The following is a 17200-nucleotide window of genomic DNA, read 5'->3' on the forward strand; positions in this document are numbered from 1 at the left end:
TAGAAAGGAAGTTGATTGAAAATGAATGATCTGTTGAAACAAAACTGCACCTTCGGAGGGCTGATTTTTGAGTCCGATTTCAATACGGAATACAGCGGCCGGCGTGAAAAAGAGTCCCCCGCCGCCCTTCGGATTGTGGCGGCGAGGAGATTTGACGAGCAGTGCCGGCTGAACGCGCAGGCCAGAGACAGAGGGCTTGCAGGGAAGGAGGCGGACGTATGAACCAGGCAATGTATACCCTTGTGAAGCTCCCTCTCCGGGAATTGATCCGCCATGATTTTGATTTACAGCTGTCGGAGGAAGAGGAAATAAACCGGGAATACCTGGTGGCCCAGGGGGACTCCCTCCTGTTTGACCAGATTGAGCGGCTGCGTGGTTACCCTTCGGAGCGAATTCAGGAGGTAATTCTGGTGACCGCGCGGAAGAACCCCAACCAGGAAACCGCGCTGCGCACTGTTTTGCGCCATGGTTTTACCTACAACGGGGTGCATTTTTCCCGGTTCGGGAAATCGGCATCCCAGGGCAAGGACGGAATCACCGCCTTTGTGTGCGATTCCATGTTTGATGAATTATACCGGATTACGCAGATGGATATTCCCGTCGACCACTGCGTCATCGCAAAGTACGAGGCCCAGAGGTGCCTGGCCTTCAGCGCCTGCACCCTGATCCGGGACTACATGCCCAATATTGTGATCCTCGGCGAATATGAAAAGACGATTCCGGGCCAGCTCATCAAATATGTGGCGGAGCGGGAACAGGAGCTGGTGGATCAGGAGACGGGAAAAACCGTGATCTACCAGGCCAGGGAGGTGCGGGAGGGCCTGGCGGATATCCGGCTGTCCCCATTTGACGGGTGCGGCTGCCATGAGCGGGAATTTATGGAGCAGGTCAGCGCCCAGCTGGGGCTGGATTACAACGCCGTCGGGGTTCAGGTGCGGATGCCGTTCATGAAGGGCTACTCGGTCTACGTTCCGTTCCGGGACATTTTAAAGGAATGGGGCGTTGAAACGATTACCGACGTCTACGGCCGCGCGCATCCGGTGGATACCATCGACTGCATCTGGAATATTTCCATGTTCAAAGGCCACAAATTGTTTCAATCGGCCTACGGAGACAGGGCGTGGGACGAATACCGGAACACGGTGGAAAAATACCGGTTCAAGCTGGGGATCAGCAAATACAGCCATCACATCCGAAACCTCAACAAATACACCCGCATGAATTTCCAGTATCTGCAATGCCTGGATTTGTGGAACCCCAAATATATCAGGCGGTACGAGGAGCGGGATTTCCAGTATGATATTCTCGACCCGGAAAACGACGGCAAAATCATCAAAATCGCCAAATATACCACCGCGCTTCTGGAAAAGATTCTGAAGGGCGACCGGTTCTATACATACAAATTCATGGGGATTGCGGACACCGGCGATTATGAACCGGAAAGCCGGTATCTGGAGGCGGCGCTGATTCACGACGGGATGTTAAAGGACCCGGCGGTCAAACAGTTCCTTTACCGGAAGCTGAAGAAACTGATCGACGAGGCCAAGGTGGGTAAGATTTATTGTTCCGGGTTTTACCACACCGGCGTGGGCGATATGATCGGATATTTGCAGTACGCCGCCGGAATGGAGCCGGTGGGCTGCCTGGGGGAACGGGAGCTGTACAGCGCCAATTTTGAGTGCGGGGAAGTTCTCTCCTTCCGCTCGCCCCTGGTCGATCCGTCGGAGGTCAACCGGGTTCGGATCGCCCGCAACGATCTGATCCAGAAATGGTTCGGTCATTTCAAGGATCAGGACGTGGTCATGTTCAATCTCCACGATATCTCGGCTCCCCAGCAGGGCGGGGCAGATTTTGACGGGGATATTTTCTTTCTGTGCGACGACCCGGTAATCGTGGCTTCCAAAATCGAGAAGCCGGTGATCCTGGACATTGAGGACAAGCAGACCGCCCGGTCACGGGCCTACACGGCCGAAAATCTTGTGGAATACGAGGTAATGACCCGAGACAACCGGATCGGAGAGATCACAAATGTGGCGACCAGCATCGAAAACCGGTACACAACGGATGAGGATTTGAAGAAACGCTATTCCGACTACTGCTCTCTCCTGCGCATTTTCCAGGGAAAGGAAATCGATTTTTTGAAAACCGGCTTTCGCTGGCACATGAACCGGGGGCTGCAAAAGCATTTGAAGCAACTGCCCTATTTCCTTCTTTACAATTATCCCCAGAAACGGGCCCTCTACGAGAAGCTCCAGGAGAAGAACAAGGGACTTGGGGAGGGTGAGGAACGCATGAAGCTGAACGCATACCACTCTCCCTCTCCTATGAACGAGCTGTGCGACTATATTTGCGCCTGGGAGAAGAAACGGATTTTGTGGGACCGATGTGTGGACGATCTGGCGGACACCCGTTCCCTGATCCTGAAGCCGGGGCTGGACCTGACGGACCGGGCCAAACTCCGAATATGCCGGAGCTATATCAATGATTACGCCGCCGCCATCAAGCTGCATTTTTCGCAAAACAGCGGCGTGGCCCCCCATTCCGACCCCGGACAGCGCAGATTCAGCTTCGATTTGATCGTGGAGCATTTCAAGGGCAGACTGAGGGATGAGCTGAAAATGGACGAGATGCTGATTGCGAATTATGTGATCGCCGCCTCCTACCGCTCCCTGTCCGTCAGCAAGGCATTTGCCTGGTCGGCTTACGGGGATTATATCATTGCGAACCTGAAGCAAAACGCCGGTCCCAGGTCGGAAGCGGAGATCCGGGAGGTTCCCGCCGGGACTAAGGGCGCTTACGAGTATCTGGGGAAATATTTTGTGTTTGAGGGGGATGATTCCGATTTATCAGTGTGAGGATTTGTATTTGTATGAGATTGTGGAGGATTTCAAGTGGGCGGAAACTGAGGAGGAACGGGCGGACATTTTAAACGCCTTCTGCGCTTCCATCTGGTCTTGTGCCAACAAGCGCAGGACCTGGACCCGAACGATCCGCTACCGGGTAAACCGGACGGCGGCGGACAGCGAACTGGGGCGGATTTTCGCGGGCTGGACAAGAGTCGAATATCTGGCCTGTAAATCCACCACAAAGGAGGAAAACTGGCGGCCCCTTCTCCGGCAGAAGATCAACAACCTGTATACCAGGTATTTTGACCCGGAAATCATTCTGGACAAGGCGTACCTGGATTTGCTGAAAACGCCCAAGCGCCTGTATTACGAGTGGACCGCCGGGGCGGAAATGGACCCGGCGGACGTGGAGGCGCAAATCAGCCGGGCCATGGAGGAGGCCGGGGCGGTAAAAGAAGCCCTTCAGCGCGGGAAAATGGCACTGCCGTGGAACGATTATAAGCGGCTGGTTGAGACATTTTTGTACCGGTGCTTTCAAAACTGCAAGCTGGCCGACCAGTATGAGGGGAAGGCCTGCGTGCTTGGCCGGGTGGATTTCCTGACTGAGGATCATTTCTATGTAAAATATATGAGCCGGTGTCTGGACGGGGAGCTTCGGAAGTGGCAGAAACAGTATTACGGGGTTCCAAAAAGTTCGCGCAAAGGATATAAACGGTGCGCGGTCTGTGCAGCTTTGATTGAAAAGGGCGGAAACCGGAAAACGCTGTGCCGGGCCTGCCGGGCGGACAACGATTTGATGCGGTACCGGCGGTACAACGGGAAGCGAACCACAAATAGAAAAACGGTGTTTTGACCGCGCTGCCGGGGTTTTCCGCTGTTTTCCCGCGTGTATATATCATATATGGAAACTGACGGCAGTATGGCCCAGACGCCCGGGCGGCCGGTATTTTCAGGGCCCGATTTCAATGTAAAGCAGGTGATCCTATCAACCGTTACTCGTCTTACGACTATTTGTGGAATGAACCCTACGCGGTGGACGGAATTGGCAAAATCCGCTGTCCCACCCTGTTGGAGATCCGCCGAATGACCTATCACATTTTCTGCACGTTTCTCAATCTGACTCTGATCTCAAGGGATGAGTTCATCTCAAAATTCAATCTGGATGAATTAAAATCCGATCCCATTTCCCTCTATGAGCTCGTGCTCGCAATGACTTCCCAGCTCCTGTTTCAGTACATCCGCGTGTTTATTGCCAACGATGAGGTGCGGTTTCTGGAACGGGTCGGGGCCTTTGAGATCGTGGATTTGACCGACGGCGGGGAACAGACTGCCGGGCGGATCGACGGCCGGAATTTCGACCGGTTCCGGGAGAGCGTGGCCTCGGTTTTGGGACTTAAAAAGCCGGTGGATAAGCCGGTCCGCTTCAAAAGCGAACGCGCGCGGAAATTGATGGAGAAAATCCGCAACAACAAAAGCAGCGTCAAAAAGCAGGACGAGGCTTACGAATTCGACAACATGGTCTTAAAATACTGCACCCACAACAAGGTCGGAATCAACCTTTTAAATGTGGGAGGGCTGACCTATTATCAGTTCATCCGGCTGTTCTACGAGTATATCCACGCAAGGCAGTCCGACTACGGCGACGCGCTGGCCGCCAACACATTTTCCTATAAAGATCCTAAGGACTATAGCCCCATGCAGTGGATCGAAAAACTGAAGGATGGTAACTTTTAACCACGATTGCGATCGTGAGCATTTTATTTAAAAAGGAGAAAAAACTATGTCATTTAATCCCAACATGTCCAACAAGGATGTCGCCGATCTCATTTTCCTGGACTACAAGAGCAAAAAGCCCTGGTTGAACCTGGATTTCGCCAATGTGACCACCACCGGACTGGAGGCGACCCGCGATTTCGCCACCGGCGGACAGGGCGCGCCCAACCGGGTGGCTTTTGACAGCAACCGGACCGGCACGCTGGAAATTCAGACCCAGATTGCGACCATGAAGCTGTTCAGCCTAATTTCCGGTACGGAGATCGAAGATCATTTTGAGTATCTGAAGAGAATGGTGCTGACCGCTTCCGGCACAACCCTCACCATTCCTACCGACGTGGAGCTGGTTTCGGGTTCCATTTACGTGTACCCGGCTGACGACGATTGCGGAAAATCCCTGGAAATCACGGTTTCCGATCACGCGATCACACTGCCCGAGGGCTCTGCCGGCGATTTTGTGGTGTACGGCATGGTGAAAGTTGACTCCGGGGCCCAGGTGGTGAAGTTCAATTCCAAATCCTTCCCCAAGGCATTTGTCATCTACGGCGAGACGCCCTGGAAGACCGAGGACGACGAGATCGCGGACATGCACCTCACCTATTATAAGGCCCAGCCCCAGGCTGCCATGAACCTGGCCCTGAGCAATACCGGCATCATCGAGATGACCATCACCTGCAACCTGCTGGCGGACGATGAAGACCGCATCTATGACATGGCCATTATCGGCTGATGCCGACGGGAAAATGCCGACGGTGTTGTGTAGTGTTGTAGATTGATTGGAGAAGTAGAAATGGGGAACGACAAACGGAGGAAATGCAGTTCGTTGTTCCCTGTTTTTACGGAAATGGGGGCAAATTGGAGTTTTTGAATGAATTTATGCTGCCTGTTGTGGTGGGAATCTGCCTCTGCACAGGTTTTATTGTAAAAAAATGGGTGCGCGATGTGGATAACAAGTATATCCCTACCATCGTGGCTGTTTTGGGCGTGGTCACCGCCTCGTGGATCAGTGGCTGGATCTTCACGCCGCAGGTTGTGCTGTCCAGGCTGATCAGCGGTTTGGCGTCCACCGGAATGCATCAACTGCTGAAACAATACATTGAAGGAAATCATGGGAGGAATGCAGGATATGATCACACTGATTCGGATGAAGTATAAGGAATGGAAACTGAAACTGGCGCTGTATACGGTCCTTGAGGCGGTTGCCGCCGAGCAGAAGGACATCGCCGCGCTTTTGTCCAGGCTCTACGCCGCTTTGAAGGACGTGCCTTTGGATGAGCTGAGAGGGGAATTTCTGGGGAAGCTGGCGGAGGTGATTCATGAGCGGGGGGATGGGGGGAGGAACGGCAAGGGGATGGAGTAAATGGCGGAGAGGACGGATTGGGGCGCAAAAAAGGATGTGCTTGTGATTGGGACACATCCTTTTTGGGTTTGAGATATGGGATTTTTAGGTTTGCAGTTTGAGGCGGAATGGTTTGATTACCATGTGTGTTTACAGTTTAGGCACTTGTAGGTTTTGTTAATTTTCTTTGAGAAGATTCCGAGGCCAATCAGGGAGGCGGCTCTTTCGGTTGATGTGATCGGCTTGATGTTGGGGGAGCCGCAGGTGGGACATTTGGGGGTATGGCTGCTTCTGTCCTTCTCTAGCTGCTCCTGTAGTTGAGCTTGTGACCTGAACTGGCACATACGGGATTCATATTCGATTATATTATCTTGTTTAAGCTTTATCATAGCTTGGATGAACGTGATATCATTTGATACTTTTTTAATAATCGAAAACTCTTCATATGAAATATTAATATCCGTTAAATCACCTTTACAATATGGACATGTATTATTTGCTGGTAAAAATCCTTCGAAAAAGCCAGCAATAGTACCAGCAGTCCATTCAGAATTATTTTTCATACAGCATTTACATACTTTTATTGGAAACATTTATTTTCTCCTCTATCAAAATTAAATGCTTTACTCTATCATTTATGGACAGCCATTCCAAACAACTGACCCTCAACAAAAAATAATGATGACTACCATTCACTACCGCAGTTATTGCAGTGCCATTGCTTATGGACTTTTCGTGAAAGGACTCCCCATAACGCAACTGACCCAACCTTTGATAAACCTGTTATTTTCTTTATATTTATTGAACCACAGGTTGGACATCTGGGAATATTACATTGATGATTATTATTTATTTGAGTTGCTTGCTTGAGTGTAACATTTTTTTTCCGTTCAATAAACCCTGGCTCAGCTACATTTCCACATTCACATACAATCTTTTTTTGGGAAACGCAATAATCAGACTGTATATTGCGGAACAAAGTCATATTCTTCAATATTAATGTACTTCCACATCTATTGCATATTAAATCAACTTCTACTGCATTACTGTTTTCATCAAAATAGGATTTATCAAAATACATTCGTTGTACCTCCACTCATTTACAAATACTGCACCAAACCTGTTTTGGAATGGCAATAAATCATCATATATTAATGCATTTCAATTTTCTAGGTACGACTTATAATGCCTAGTAACCCTTTTTACATTATGTAAAGCCAAAAACATTGAATCAATTTTTTTCATTAGCTGTTCCATCACCTTTACATTATATCTTTATTGTATCACAAGCACTTTTTGCATACAACATAAATCCATGTCACATATCCAAAGAATAATGATATATCATTAAAAGCAAAGCCTTAATCGAGAGTGTAAAAAAATAAAAGTGGGTATTAGAATGGATATGGGAATGCGTTCTTTGACCAAGCCTTCCCTATATGGATGCACAGCTCTTCCAATTCTCCACACCACTATAATATATTCATTTTATTAAACTGTAAGCTAAATTTGTTCAAAAATTGGTTCTGGTTATCTATTGCTTGTGGGAGGCAGTATACGACGCAGAGGCATTTCCCAAATAGGGAGAAAAATAATCCCAATGTCATGAAAGGAGTTCTTCAATGAATAACGATTACAAAATACGTCTACAAGCAATGATCGACGAAAGTAGTTTGTCGGACATACAGAAAAAACTGGCGAAGGAGCGCTTAAAGATTGGCGCGGATATTGTCCTGGATCAGTTTGGAAAAAACAAGGCGGAAATCGAAAAGCAGTCCAAAGCGTTATCTAACATGATCAAAGGCACCCTTGGAGATGCAGTTCCCGACAAACTGGCCGCGCAGTGGGCAAAGCAGTTCTACAAAGAGATTGAATCCGGGGCAAAAAAGGCCGCCGGGGAGCAGGAAAAGCTGAATGAAAATGTCTCCGAGCAGTCTCTTTCCCAGGTTTTCAATAAGTTTAAAAACAGCAAAATCGGTTCAAGCGCGATCAATGAATTGTGGAACCAATTAAAGAAAATTCCCGAAGAGGTCTACAAAATCGATACTGCAATGACCAAGCTGTACCGCGTAACGGACGAAACGGATTGGAAGTATTCGCAGTTTCTTGATCAGGCCGCTTCCAAAGCTCAGGGACTGGGGCGCTCAATATCGGGCCTGATCGATCAGACCGCCGCCTGGGCAGGACTTGGATTCAGTCTGGACGAGGCGGACAAGCTGGCGGAGATATCTTCCGTTTACGCGAATATCGGAAATGTAGATGATCAGACCGCCATATCGGAACTGGCGGCCGCTATGAAAGCATTTAATATCGAAGCCTCCGACAGCATTTCCATTGTAGATCAGCTTAATGCACTGGGAAGCGAGTATTCCATATCCGCCGCCGATCTGGGGGACGGACTCAGAAAGAGCGCGGACGCAATGGCATTGGCCAACAATGACATTGAGCAGACCCTCGCCATGATCGCTGGCGGCGCGGAAATCACAAGAGACGCAGGCGGAATGGGAAATTCATTGAAAGTTCTGGCTTTGAGACTTCGGGGGATGAAAGGGGAACTTGAGGCGTTCGGCGAAGATGCTTCTGATGTGCTGCCGGTGGACAAACTTCAAAGCCGCATCTCGGAGTACACGAAAGGCGCCGTCAATCTATTCGATGATTTTGATCCGTCGAAATTTAAATCCACCTATGATATTCTTTTGAGTATATCCAGGGTTTGGAATGATATCAGTGCGACGGACCAGGCTGAGCTTTTGGAAGTAATTGCGGGCAAACAGGATGCCGGTAACGTTTCAGCGTTATTAAAAGCGTTCCAAAAAGGACAGGTACAGCAGGCATACGGTGATGCGCTGAACTCGGATGGCTATGCTATGCAGGAACAGGCGCGGTGGCTGGACAGCCTGGAGGCGAAGACGCAGCAGTTGGAAGCGGCGTTTCAATCTTTGTCCAATACTGTGCTGGGATCGGATGTGTTGAAGGTGTTGGCGGATGGCGGCGTCGGCGTAATCAATACGCTGGATTCTATCATCGATAAGTTGGGACTGTTGGGAACTCTGTCGGTGGGTGCAAGCGCTATACTGGGCGCTAATGGATTAGGGTTAACGTAGAGTTACTTGTCATAGTTTACAAGCCCCCTACTACAAAATAGTGGGTGTTCTACGATTTGGTCGTTCATCGAGTAGACTAATCCTTGGATTAAAATCCTAAATATGTCGAATATCGGGGGAAGCCGTAAGCCTATTGAGATAGGTACTGATAATACTGCAACAAAAGCTCCATGTGGGTGTATTACAGCTAAGTACAAAAGTACGAAAATGGTAATCCCGACGCGATATATGCATTACGTGTAGAATGTATATATCCACAATATACCGCGCGAGAGGCTGACAAGACACGGCCTGATTTTTGATCGGGCTGCAACATACATGATCCGTTACCGTGGCGAAAGGCTGCGTGAAGCGAACAGGGGAACGAACGGTAGTGTTCACTACTGCCCTGCTTAGTACAAATTATACAAATCCATTTCTGGCTTGGAAACGGAAATGGAAGGTTCTTTTATACAAAAAATGATGCGAATATGAACTCACATCATTTTGGAATATCGTGATTTAATTACCATGTGTGCTTACAGTTTAAGCATTTATAGGTTTTGTTTATCTTTTTTGAAAAGAGGCCCAGTCCGATGACGGATACTGCTCTCTCCGTTCCTGAGATCGGCCTTATGTTGGTTGAGCCACAGGTGGGGCATTTAGGAATATTATTACTCCTCTTTTGCTCTAATTGTTCTTGCTGTTGCACCTGTATCCTAAACTGACTCATGCGGGATTCATATTCAATTATATTATCTTGTCTAAGCTTTATCATAGCTTCGATAAAGTTTACATCCTGTGATACTTGCGTTAACACCTTTAAATCAAGTGCAGGAAAATCAATATTTTCAAAACTAGAACCACATACATCACAAACAGTTGTCGTATCTAAATAGACCCAATAGTACCCGCCTACTCCAGTAAACTTTACAATATTACGGTCTTTACAGCATTGACAGAATTTTATCATACAATACCTCCAGTATCTAATAATTGCTCCAAGCTCTTGTTATATAATAACATTATAAGCAAACGTTGTAAACTATGATAATAATAATGGATGGACTACGTTGCTAGATAAAGTTCTCAAACCTTCACCAATCCCCCTAAAAGTTGAACAGGCTCTTGAAATGCTGAACGGCAAAAATATAAGTACTATCAAAACTGTTGAAGAATTAGGTAACACAGTTGGTTACACCAACGAACAATTTTTCAATTTCGCCAAACAAGCCGACTTATCCGGTGACTTATTACAGCAATACAAAGATTACATCGGTCCTGCCACCTCTCTAACCGCTAAATTTGGTGCTACTCTCAAATCAGCCGTGGCAAATATTGGTATAATGCTGGCGGTCAATACCCTTATATGGGCCGTAAGTAAGGCATGGGATCATTTTGCAAACCGTGTAGAAAATGTAAAAGAAAACGCCGCGGCCTCTGCTCAGAATTATAGAGATCTAACTTCAGAAATTGAATCAACCAATGCCAAGTTAGAGGCGACTGGCAGAAGAATTGATGAGCTCAATGCCAAAAAAAAATCTTTCTCTGGTCGAACAAAATGAGTTATCGAAACTACAGGATACAAACGAAGAACTACAACGTCATCTTGATATTAAAAATGCAATAAAAAATTCCGAATTTAATAAAGCCCGAAACGATGCCAAAAAGTATTTCGACACCTTTGAGACTTACAGTTCATCTGATTATAAAATAGACCCCAGATTAATTGCTTATAAGTTTGGCAAAACGATAAGTCAGCCATATCTTGACTATGGAAATCAAATTGATAAGGCAAACGAGTATACAACACTCCTGGATAATCTCCAAAAGGATATACAAATACGGGAGAAATTAATAGCTGATTTAGTTACAGATGACCCTGAGCACTATCAAAAGGATTCAAAATATAAAAATGCAGTAAAAGAGTTGGAAGATCTTGAAGAAAACGCAACTCAAACTCAAGCGGTTCTCGAAGACCTGTATAAAAATTTTGATGAATTCGACGACTACCTTTTACCTGATGAAGATGCTGACCTAATAAATTCCATTAACACATTTTATGATAATTACTTTAAAGCACTCCATAAACAAGAAGTAAATTATGAAAAAGCAATTCAGGGTGTACTGAAAAAAGAACAGTTTGTAACTTTATCAGATGAATTAATTACATTAGGAAAAGATGGATCTTTATCTATCGATATTTTAAATTCAAATTTTCCTGAATTAGTTGGCTGGCTAAATAAAGCGGGTATTAGTGCAGAACAATTATACCAATATATCATGGCTCTCTCCGATCCCAATGCTGTTAATCGCGCAGCATTAAGCGAACAATTAAAAGAAGGTTTTATTAAAAATAAAACCATTGGAGATTCTGGAAGCTCAAAGGCTTTTTTCGAGTGGTATAATGAAAAGTCCGATGAAGAGATCCAAATATTATACGGGATAAAGAAAGATAATGACACCTCCACTTGGAATTTTCAGGATTTTGATGCACAAATAGCCAAACGCCTACAGACCGAGCTTACAGTAGAGGCAAATTTCGATACAAAATTTACTGGTCCTGAATATCGGGAAACGCGTGATGAACTGATTGAATTAGCTCAGTCCGGTGAACTCTCAGAAGAAACGTTATCCTCAGGAGTGCGATTTAAAAATATCTTACAATATCTTGGAGTGAGTGCTAAAGATGCTGCTGAATCTATAAACGAATATGCTAAAAGCACCACAACAGTCTCATCCGCAATCGACCGTCTTTCAGATATATCATCGCTTATCAGCTCTGCAAATAAAGATATAGAAGAAAATGGTACTATTCAAACAGACACGCTTCAAAAAATCATCAGTAAGTACCCTGAATTAGATTTAGTAGTATCGCAATACTTAGCTGGGCTATCGAATGAAAAAGAACTTATCTCCAGTCTGACATCCGTTTATAATCAAGATGTTAGCGATTATAAATCTGCAATGGTATATAAGCTAAGTGATGATGAAACATTTTGGCAAAATATTGTAGCTAATAACAAAACCTTGTTCGAAACACTTTCTGAAGGTTACGGACAAGATATTTCAAACTATCAATCATTGGCTATTGCTAAGGCAAAAATCGATGCTGAATTAATTAAGAGTTTGCAAGGGGCCTGGAGTAAATATTATAACATCATATATGATCCCATTAATGGCCTGGCAGAGCTCAGTGGCGGTCCCGATCTAAGCAAAGCAAGTAGTCATGGTACAACTGCCACTCCTGAGCAACAAGCCGCATGGTCAGCTGCTACAAAACAAATCAATCAGTATAATGCCCTTATAAGACAATTAAATGAAGCCGCAAATGTAGAGATTTCCGTTGATCTCCCTTCTTTTGCTGATCTAGGTGGAAATAAAGCCGCAGGTAGCTCGGCTTCAAATTTTTCAAATACTACTGAGCTTGATTTTGCGGCTGAATCGATCAAAAATCTTAAGTACCAGCTTGATTCGCTGAATACGGATTTGGATAACACCGACCCCTATTCTGAAAAAGTACCAATTCTTCAGGAACTGATTAAAAAGCAAGAAGAGTACAGCGCTGCGCTACAGTCTCAGGCTGATTTATATTATGATGAATATCAGCTTTCTCTCTCTGACTTACCCAAAGACCTTGGTGACAAAATTACTGGTTTTGACAGCTTCAGCATTGAAACCATCCCCGAAACCCTAAAAGACGCCGTCTCCAAAGCCCAATCCTACCGGGATAAGTGGAATTCTACCACGATCTCCATCAAGCAGGCCGAGAAGGAGTTGGAAAATCTCCGGTTGAAGCAGATGGATCTGGCTCAGGCCCGCCTGGACGACAAGATCGGTGTAGTCCAGAATAAGGCCGCCGACATTCAGAATCAAATGGACGAGGCTGAGGCTATGGGGCTCAACGCCACTTCGAAACAGTACAAGTCCCTGATCCGCCTGTCGCGGCAGGAAGAAAAATATAACCAGAACAAGCTGACCGGCCTTCAGGCGGAACTGTTGCTGTTGGATGAGGACGAGGACGCCTATTACGATTGCCTGGGAGCCATACAGGATTGTGAAAATGCCATCTCCAAGTGCGCTCAGAACCAGGCGGCCTACAATAAGGCTATTCTGGAGCTGCCCATTCAATACCTGGAAAAAGCAAATGACAGCCTGAACGATGAACTGGATGAGCTCCAGGATAAGCAGGACGATCTGGACAGCGCCATCGCCGGAGTGACCGGGCACCTGCAGGATCAGATCGAGGCGCAGCAAACGCTTCGAGACGAGGCCGAGGAAACGGCCAAAAAGCAGATCGATGCAATTCAGAATGAGATCGACGGGCTGCAAAAGGCCAACGACGAGCGCAAACAGCAGCTCGACTTAGAGGAAAAGCTTTATAATCTGGAGCGGGCGAAGAATCAGAAGACCACCCGGATCTTCCGGGAATCCGAGGGCGGCTTTGTCTACGAGGCCGATTCGGAGGCGGTCCGAAACGCCCAGAGCGAATATGAGGACGCGCTCTTTGAACAGACCATTTCCGATATGGAAGACAAAATCCGGGATATCGAGGAGTCCCGGGACGCGCTGCTTGAGAGCTATGATCTGGAAATTGACCGCCTCCAGAAGATTGTGGAATCCTGGGACGGCATCACTGAGGCCATACAGAGGGCCAAGGATATGACCATGGCCGGGACGATCCTGGGGTCCGGCTGGCAGGACCGGGTGACGTCCGGGGATACCGGCGATTTTGAGAATGTGTCCGGCCAGTACGAGAAAAATGACCGGGAACAGACCTGGACAGAGCGCCAGATCGAGGAAAATGAACGGCTGATCCGGCAGGTGGAGGACTATATCGAAGCCTGGCAGATGGGGCAGATTACCATCCGGGAAGCCCGGGAGGAAATCAATGATATCGTCAGCGACGTCATGCCGGAGATTGAGGCCAACGACGAGCGCGTCTCAAGCCTCTCCACCTACACATCCGCCTGGTCAAATGCGCAGGTCAATGTTGCCGATAGCGTGGCTGCCACTACCGCGGCGGCGGCCAACAACGTGGATGAACTCCTTGCCACGGACGCCAGACGCCAGGCCGTCTTTGATTACGCGGCGGAGTGGTCTAATTCCGCTCTTGCCGTGGGCGGGGCTCTGGGCAGCATCAATGAGGCCAATGCGGCGGCTGTTCTGACCGAGGGGACATATCTGGGCCAGCGGCTGTTAAATCTGGGCGCGTTTCAGGAAACCTACCGCTCCATGGCCAGCTCCATTTCCACAATGTGCAACAGTATTGTGGATTCCTGCCGGGAAGCCGAAAAGGCCATGCGAGAACTGTCCAATGCCGAGGACCGCTATGGCTACGGCCAGGGAACCACCCACGCCAGGCCCGGACTTCACCGGGTGGCGGAGGGCAACCGGCCGGAAATCATTATCCGAAACAGCGGCGCGGCGTTTTTGGCAAAGCGTGAAACCCACTACCCCTTCGCCGGGGGCGAGACGGTTCTGAACCCTTCGGACACAAGACATGTCCTGCGCGGCGATCACCTGGAACAGATCGACGACGGTCTGCCGGTTCTTAAGGACCAACAGACCCGGTCCTTGATCGACACATTGGGACAGAACATACCCTTAAGTATTTCCGGGATGCCGGAGGCATTTTCCCCCTCCGCTGGTCTCACTGCCGGTAATGTGCGGCAGGAAAATGTGGTGGTCAACTTCGGGGACGTGAATCTGCCTCAGGTGAAGGACGTGGATACGTTCACCCGGGCGATTGCGGACGGAACACTGAAATCCGCCCTGCAGCAGCGCCTGATGAGAAACAAATAGAACCAGACACCGGGCGGCGGCTCTTTTACAGGGGCCGCCGCCTTTTATGGAGATCATATGACCGATACGAAAATTTTAAAGGAATTATCAAACCTGATTGGCGACTTTGTCGAGGTTTTAATCCGGGACTCCGGCTTTCCCAAGGTTAAGAGCTGTATTGTGAAGTCGGAAACAGGCCATGAAACATGCATTGTCTCCTGCAACGATACGCTTCACCAGGTCAGAAGCCGGGGTGGCCATTCAGAAGGCGATATTGTCGAAGTCATGCTTCCAAATGGAAATTGGAATCGTGCATTCATTGTTTATTAAATTCGAGGTGAATCATGAACGGTGTACCCGTATTATACAACAGCAACAGAAATTCAAAGGATGCCGGTCTGGATTTTAAGATCACTTATATCTGGGACGGGAACAATCCGCAACAGACCGGAAATATTGTTCACATATATAACAATGAGACCAATGAGACCGTCTATACCGCAACGCAGACCAATTTTTACAAACAGGAATGCACGGTTCCGGCCAATACCCTTGTCAACGGGACTCTTTATAAGGTTACCGTCAATGTGATGTGCGCGGAGGGCGTCTCGTCCCCGTCCGAACCTTTACTCTTCTACTGCTACACGACCCCGGATTTTGTTTTTACGAATCTGGTGCAGGACCAGCTGATCCAGAACGATTCCTATCAGGTGCGGCTGTCCTACAGCCAGCCGGAGGGGGAGGAGCTGGAGGATTATTATATTTCCCTGTATTCCAGTGATAAGACGGTGATCCATACATCGCCGGTCCACTATCGCACGGAGGAACTTTCCCTGACGGTTACGGGGATGGAAAATAACGCGCAGTATTACATCAAGGCCTTTGGGCAGACTGTGACCGGAATGCAGGTTGAGACGGATTTTTTTCTTGTCTCCGTCCGGTATTTGCAGCCCACGATCTACAGCCTGATCGAGCTGGCCAACAACGCCAGGGGCGGTTATACCACAGTCAAATCCAATATCATTTCCCTCCGGGCCTATGTGTACCGGGATGGGGTTGAGATTGATCCCACCTATGTGAACGGGGAAATGATCGATTTGCGGGACAGCTCCCAGGTGCTGAGATTCGAGGACAGCTTCGGCGTGCCGGACGATTTTACAATCGAGCTGAAGGGATGTAGCTTTGCGCCCAATTCGGCTCCTATGGTGCTCTCCAACGGGAAATACGCCATTTCCGTGTATTACAGGACGGGGGCGTACGAAGGCACGGGAGGCGTACCGAAGGCTTATTTTGACGTAAGGGCCGCCGGGGAGCTGACGTATGTGGGAATCAGCAACTATATCGAGCTTCCGGCTGACAACCGGCTGATCGGATTTATGCTCACACGGCGGAACAATCTGTATGAAATCGTCGCGTTTGATTATGGGGAGGAGGTGGAACCGTTATGATTATTTTGGGAAAAACAGCCTGTGGGGATTCTGATTCCATGATGGCTACCGCCACAAATGTGGAGGACATTAACATGATCCAGCTGTCCAGCGGCGTGTTTGACGAGTTTTTTGTGACCACCAGGGTTTATACGACCTGGGACGGGAGTATTCCCGAAGAGTGGGATTTTGACACGAAAATACACGCGTTGTTTCAGGAAAGCCTTTTTGGCGGAAATGTGGAGTTTACCGCGGAGTCGGTCTCCTCCATCCTGGTTAAGAAGCGGCGGGTGGGCGATCTTCACTGGAAGACATTTTTTGAGATTCCGATCCATTCCAACGAGGATTTTAATTTTATGCGCAACGACTTTTACAACCGGTCGGGGGAGGAATATCAGTACAGCATCGTGCCCACCTTAAACGGGGTGGAGGGACGGTATTCCAGCAATCACAATACCAGCCGGGTCCATTCGAAATTCGACGGGATTGTGCTGGTTGAGAAGGATGTGGCCTACCGGGCGATTCTGGACGTGCGCCTTTCGGAGCGGCGTAATTTTGCTGTTTCCGTGCTGGAGCCCAAGGGCCGGAAAAAATCCATCGCCGTCTACAATGGGGACGCCAATTACCGGGAATACGACGTGGAGGGGACGTTTATCCCCTTTGACGACGGAACCGGGGACTTCGACCTGGAACACAGCCGCGCTTACCGCGAGGAGGTGGATGATTTTCTCACGAACAGGAGGCCGAAAATCCTGAAGTATGCCGACGGGCGCATGGCCATGGTCTGCATCGTGGACTCGCCGGTCTCCCACTCCTCCCACAACCACATTTCCAATGTATCCACAAGCTTTACCGCGGTTGAGACCGGTGATTGTGAATCTGTAAACGATCTTTATGACAACAACTTTATCGACACCGACCACGATGTGGATCGCAGCATTTGAAAAG

General features: G+C 48.1%; 16 protein-coding genes. 13 read left to right on the top strand and 3 right to left on the bottom strand.

Annotated features, from left to right (window positions below; genetic code table 11):
• Nucleotides 1-21 precede the first annotated feature (21 nt).
• The 7 genes from ACK2JC_RS01775 (at nucleotide 22) to ACK2JC_RS01805 (ending at nucleotide 5979) form a co-directional block, all read left to right on the top strand.
• Nucleotides 22-222: a hypothetical protein gene (locus ACK2JC_RS01775; RefSeq protein WP_276953682.1), complete on the top strand. Its 201-nt coding sequence runs from the start codon at nucleotides 22-24 to the stop codon at nucleotides 220-222.
• The gene (locus ACK2JC_RS01780) at nucleotides 219-2855 is read left to right on the top strand and encodes an RNA dependent RNA polymerase (protein WP_320938210.1); all 2637 of its coding nucleotides are present in this window, start codon (nucleotides 219-221) and stop codon (nucleotides 2853-2855) included. The genes ACK2JC_RS01775 and ACK2JC_RS01780 overlap by 4 nt, the downstream gene beginning before the upstream one ends.
• Nucleotides 2833-3699 carry a hypothetical protein gene (locus ACK2JC_RS01785; protein ID WP_320938211.1) on the top strand — a complete coding sequence of 289 codons (867 nt, stop codon included), beginning with the start codon at nucleotides 2833-2835 and terminating at the stop codon, nucleotides 3697-3699. The genes ACK2JC_RS01780 and ACK2JC_RS01785 overlap by 23 nt, the downstream gene beginning before the upstream one ends.
• 230 nt (nucleotides 3700-3929) lie before the next feature.
• On the top strand, nucleotides 3930-4580 hold the full coding sequence (locus ACK2JC_RS01790) for a hypothetical protein (RefSeq protein ID WP_320938212.1): 651 nt from the start codon (nucleotides 3930-3932) through the stop codon (nucleotides 4578-4580).
• A gap of 46 nt (nucleotides 4581-4626) precedes the next feature.
• Nucleotides 4627-5349: a hypothetical protein gene (locus ACK2JC_RS01795; protein ID WP_320938213.1), complete on the top strand. Its 723-nt coding sequence runs from the start codon at nucleotides 4627-4629 to the stop codon at nucleotides 5347-5349.
• Between the two features lie 125 nt (nucleotides 5350-5474).
• Nucleotides 5475-5774 (top strand): phage holin family protein, encoded by a 300-nt coding sequence (locus ACK2JC_RS01800; protein ID WP_368271367.1) that lies wholly within the window; start codon nucleotides 5475-5477, stop codon nucleotides 5772-5774.
• Nucleotides 5746-5979 (top strand): hypothetical protein, encoded by a 234-nt coding sequence (locus tag ACK2JC_RS01805; protein WP_320938215.1) that lies wholly within the window; start codon nucleotides 5746-5748, stop codon nucleotides 5977-5979. The genes ACK2JC_RS01800 and ACK2JC_RS01805 overlap by 29 nt, the downstream gene beginning before the upstream one ends.
• Before the next feature lie 116 nt (nucleotides 5980-6095).
• On the opposite strand, the gene ACK2JC_RS01810 is transcribed toward ACK2JC_RS01805, so the two are convergent.
• Nucleotides 6096-6551: a hypothetical protein gene (locus tag ACK2JC_RS01810; protein WP_320938216.1), complete on the bottom strand. Its 456-nt coding sequence runs from the start codon at nucleotides 6549-6551 to the stop codon at nucleotides 6096-6098.
• Nucleotides 6552-6643: 92 nt separating this feature from the next.
• Nucleotides 6644-7039, bottom strand: a complete 396-nt coding sequence (locus tag ACK2JC_RS01815; RefSeq protein WP_302325880.1) for a hypothetical protein — start codon at nucleotides 7037-7039, stop codon at nucleotides 6644-6646.
• Between the two features lie 541 nt (nucleotides 7040-7580).
• On the opposite strand from ACK2JC_RS01815, the gene ACK2JC_RS01820 reads away from it, so the two are divergent.
• Nucleotides 7581-9062, top strand: coding sequence for a phage tail tape measure protein (locus tag ACK2JC_RS01820; RefSeq protein WP_302325881.1), 1482 nt, complete (start codon nucleotides 7581-7583; stop codon nucleotides 9060-9062).
• Nucleotides 9063-9567: 505 nt separating this feature from the next.
• On the opposite strand, the gene ACK2JC_RS01825 is transcribed toward ACK2JC_RS01820, so the two are convergent.
• Nucleotides 9568-10014 (bottom strand): hypothetical protein, encoded by a 447-nt coding sequence (locus ACK2JC_RS01825; RefSeq protein ID WP_302325882.1) that lies wholly within the window; start codon nucleotides 10012-10014, stop codon nucleotides 9568-9570.
• Nucleotides 10015-10114: 100 nt separating this feature from the next.
• Between ACK2JC_RS01825 and ACK2JC_RS01830 the strand changes: the two genes are divergently transcribed.
• From ACK2JC_RS01830 to ACK2JC_RS01850, 5 genes are read left to right on the top strand one after another with little or no spacing between them, the layout of a single operon-like run.
• Nucleotides 10115-10606 (top strand): hypothetical protein, encoded by a 492-nt coding sequence (locus ACK2JC_RS01830; RefSeq protein WP_368271368.1) that lies wholly within the window; start codon nucleotides 10115-10117, stop codon nucleotides 10604-10606.
• Nucleotides 10569-14846 (top strand): hypothetical protein, encoded by a 4278-nt coding sequence (locus tag ACK2JC_RS01835; RefSeq protein WP_411338402.1) that lies wholly within the window; start codon nucleotides 10569-10571, stop codon nucleotides 14844-14846. Before ACK2JC_RS01830 ends, ACK2JC_RS01835 begins: the two co-directional genes overlap by 38 nt.
• A 57-nt stretch (nucleotides 14847-14903) precedes the next feature.
• Nucleotides 14904-15155: a hypothetical protein gene (locus ACK2JC_RS01840; RefSeq protein ID WP_320938218.1), complete on the top strand. Its 252-nt coding sequence runs from the start codon at nucleotides 14904-14906 to the stop codon at nucleotides 15153-15155.
• Nucleotides 15156-15169: 14 nt separating this feature from the next.
• Entirely contained in the window at nucleotides 15170-16273 is a 1104-nt protein-coding gene (locus ACK2JC_RS01845; protein ID WP_320938219.1) for a hypothetical protein, read from the top strand.
• Complete coding sequence (locus ACK2JC_RS01850; RefSeq protein ID WP_227169307.1) at nucleotides 16270-17196, top strand: hypothetical protein; 927 nt, start codon at nucleotides 16270-16272, stop codon at nucleotides 17194-17196. Before ACK2JC_RS01845 ends, ACK2JC_RS01850 begins: the two co-directional genes overlap by 4 nt.
• Nucleotides 17197-17200: the final 4 nt, after the last annotated feature.

It is taken from the genome of Enterocloster lavalensis (assembly GCF_046603895.1).
Lineage (GTDB): Bacteria > Bacillota > Clostridia > Lachnospirales > Lachnospiraceae > Enterocloster > Enterocloster lavalensis.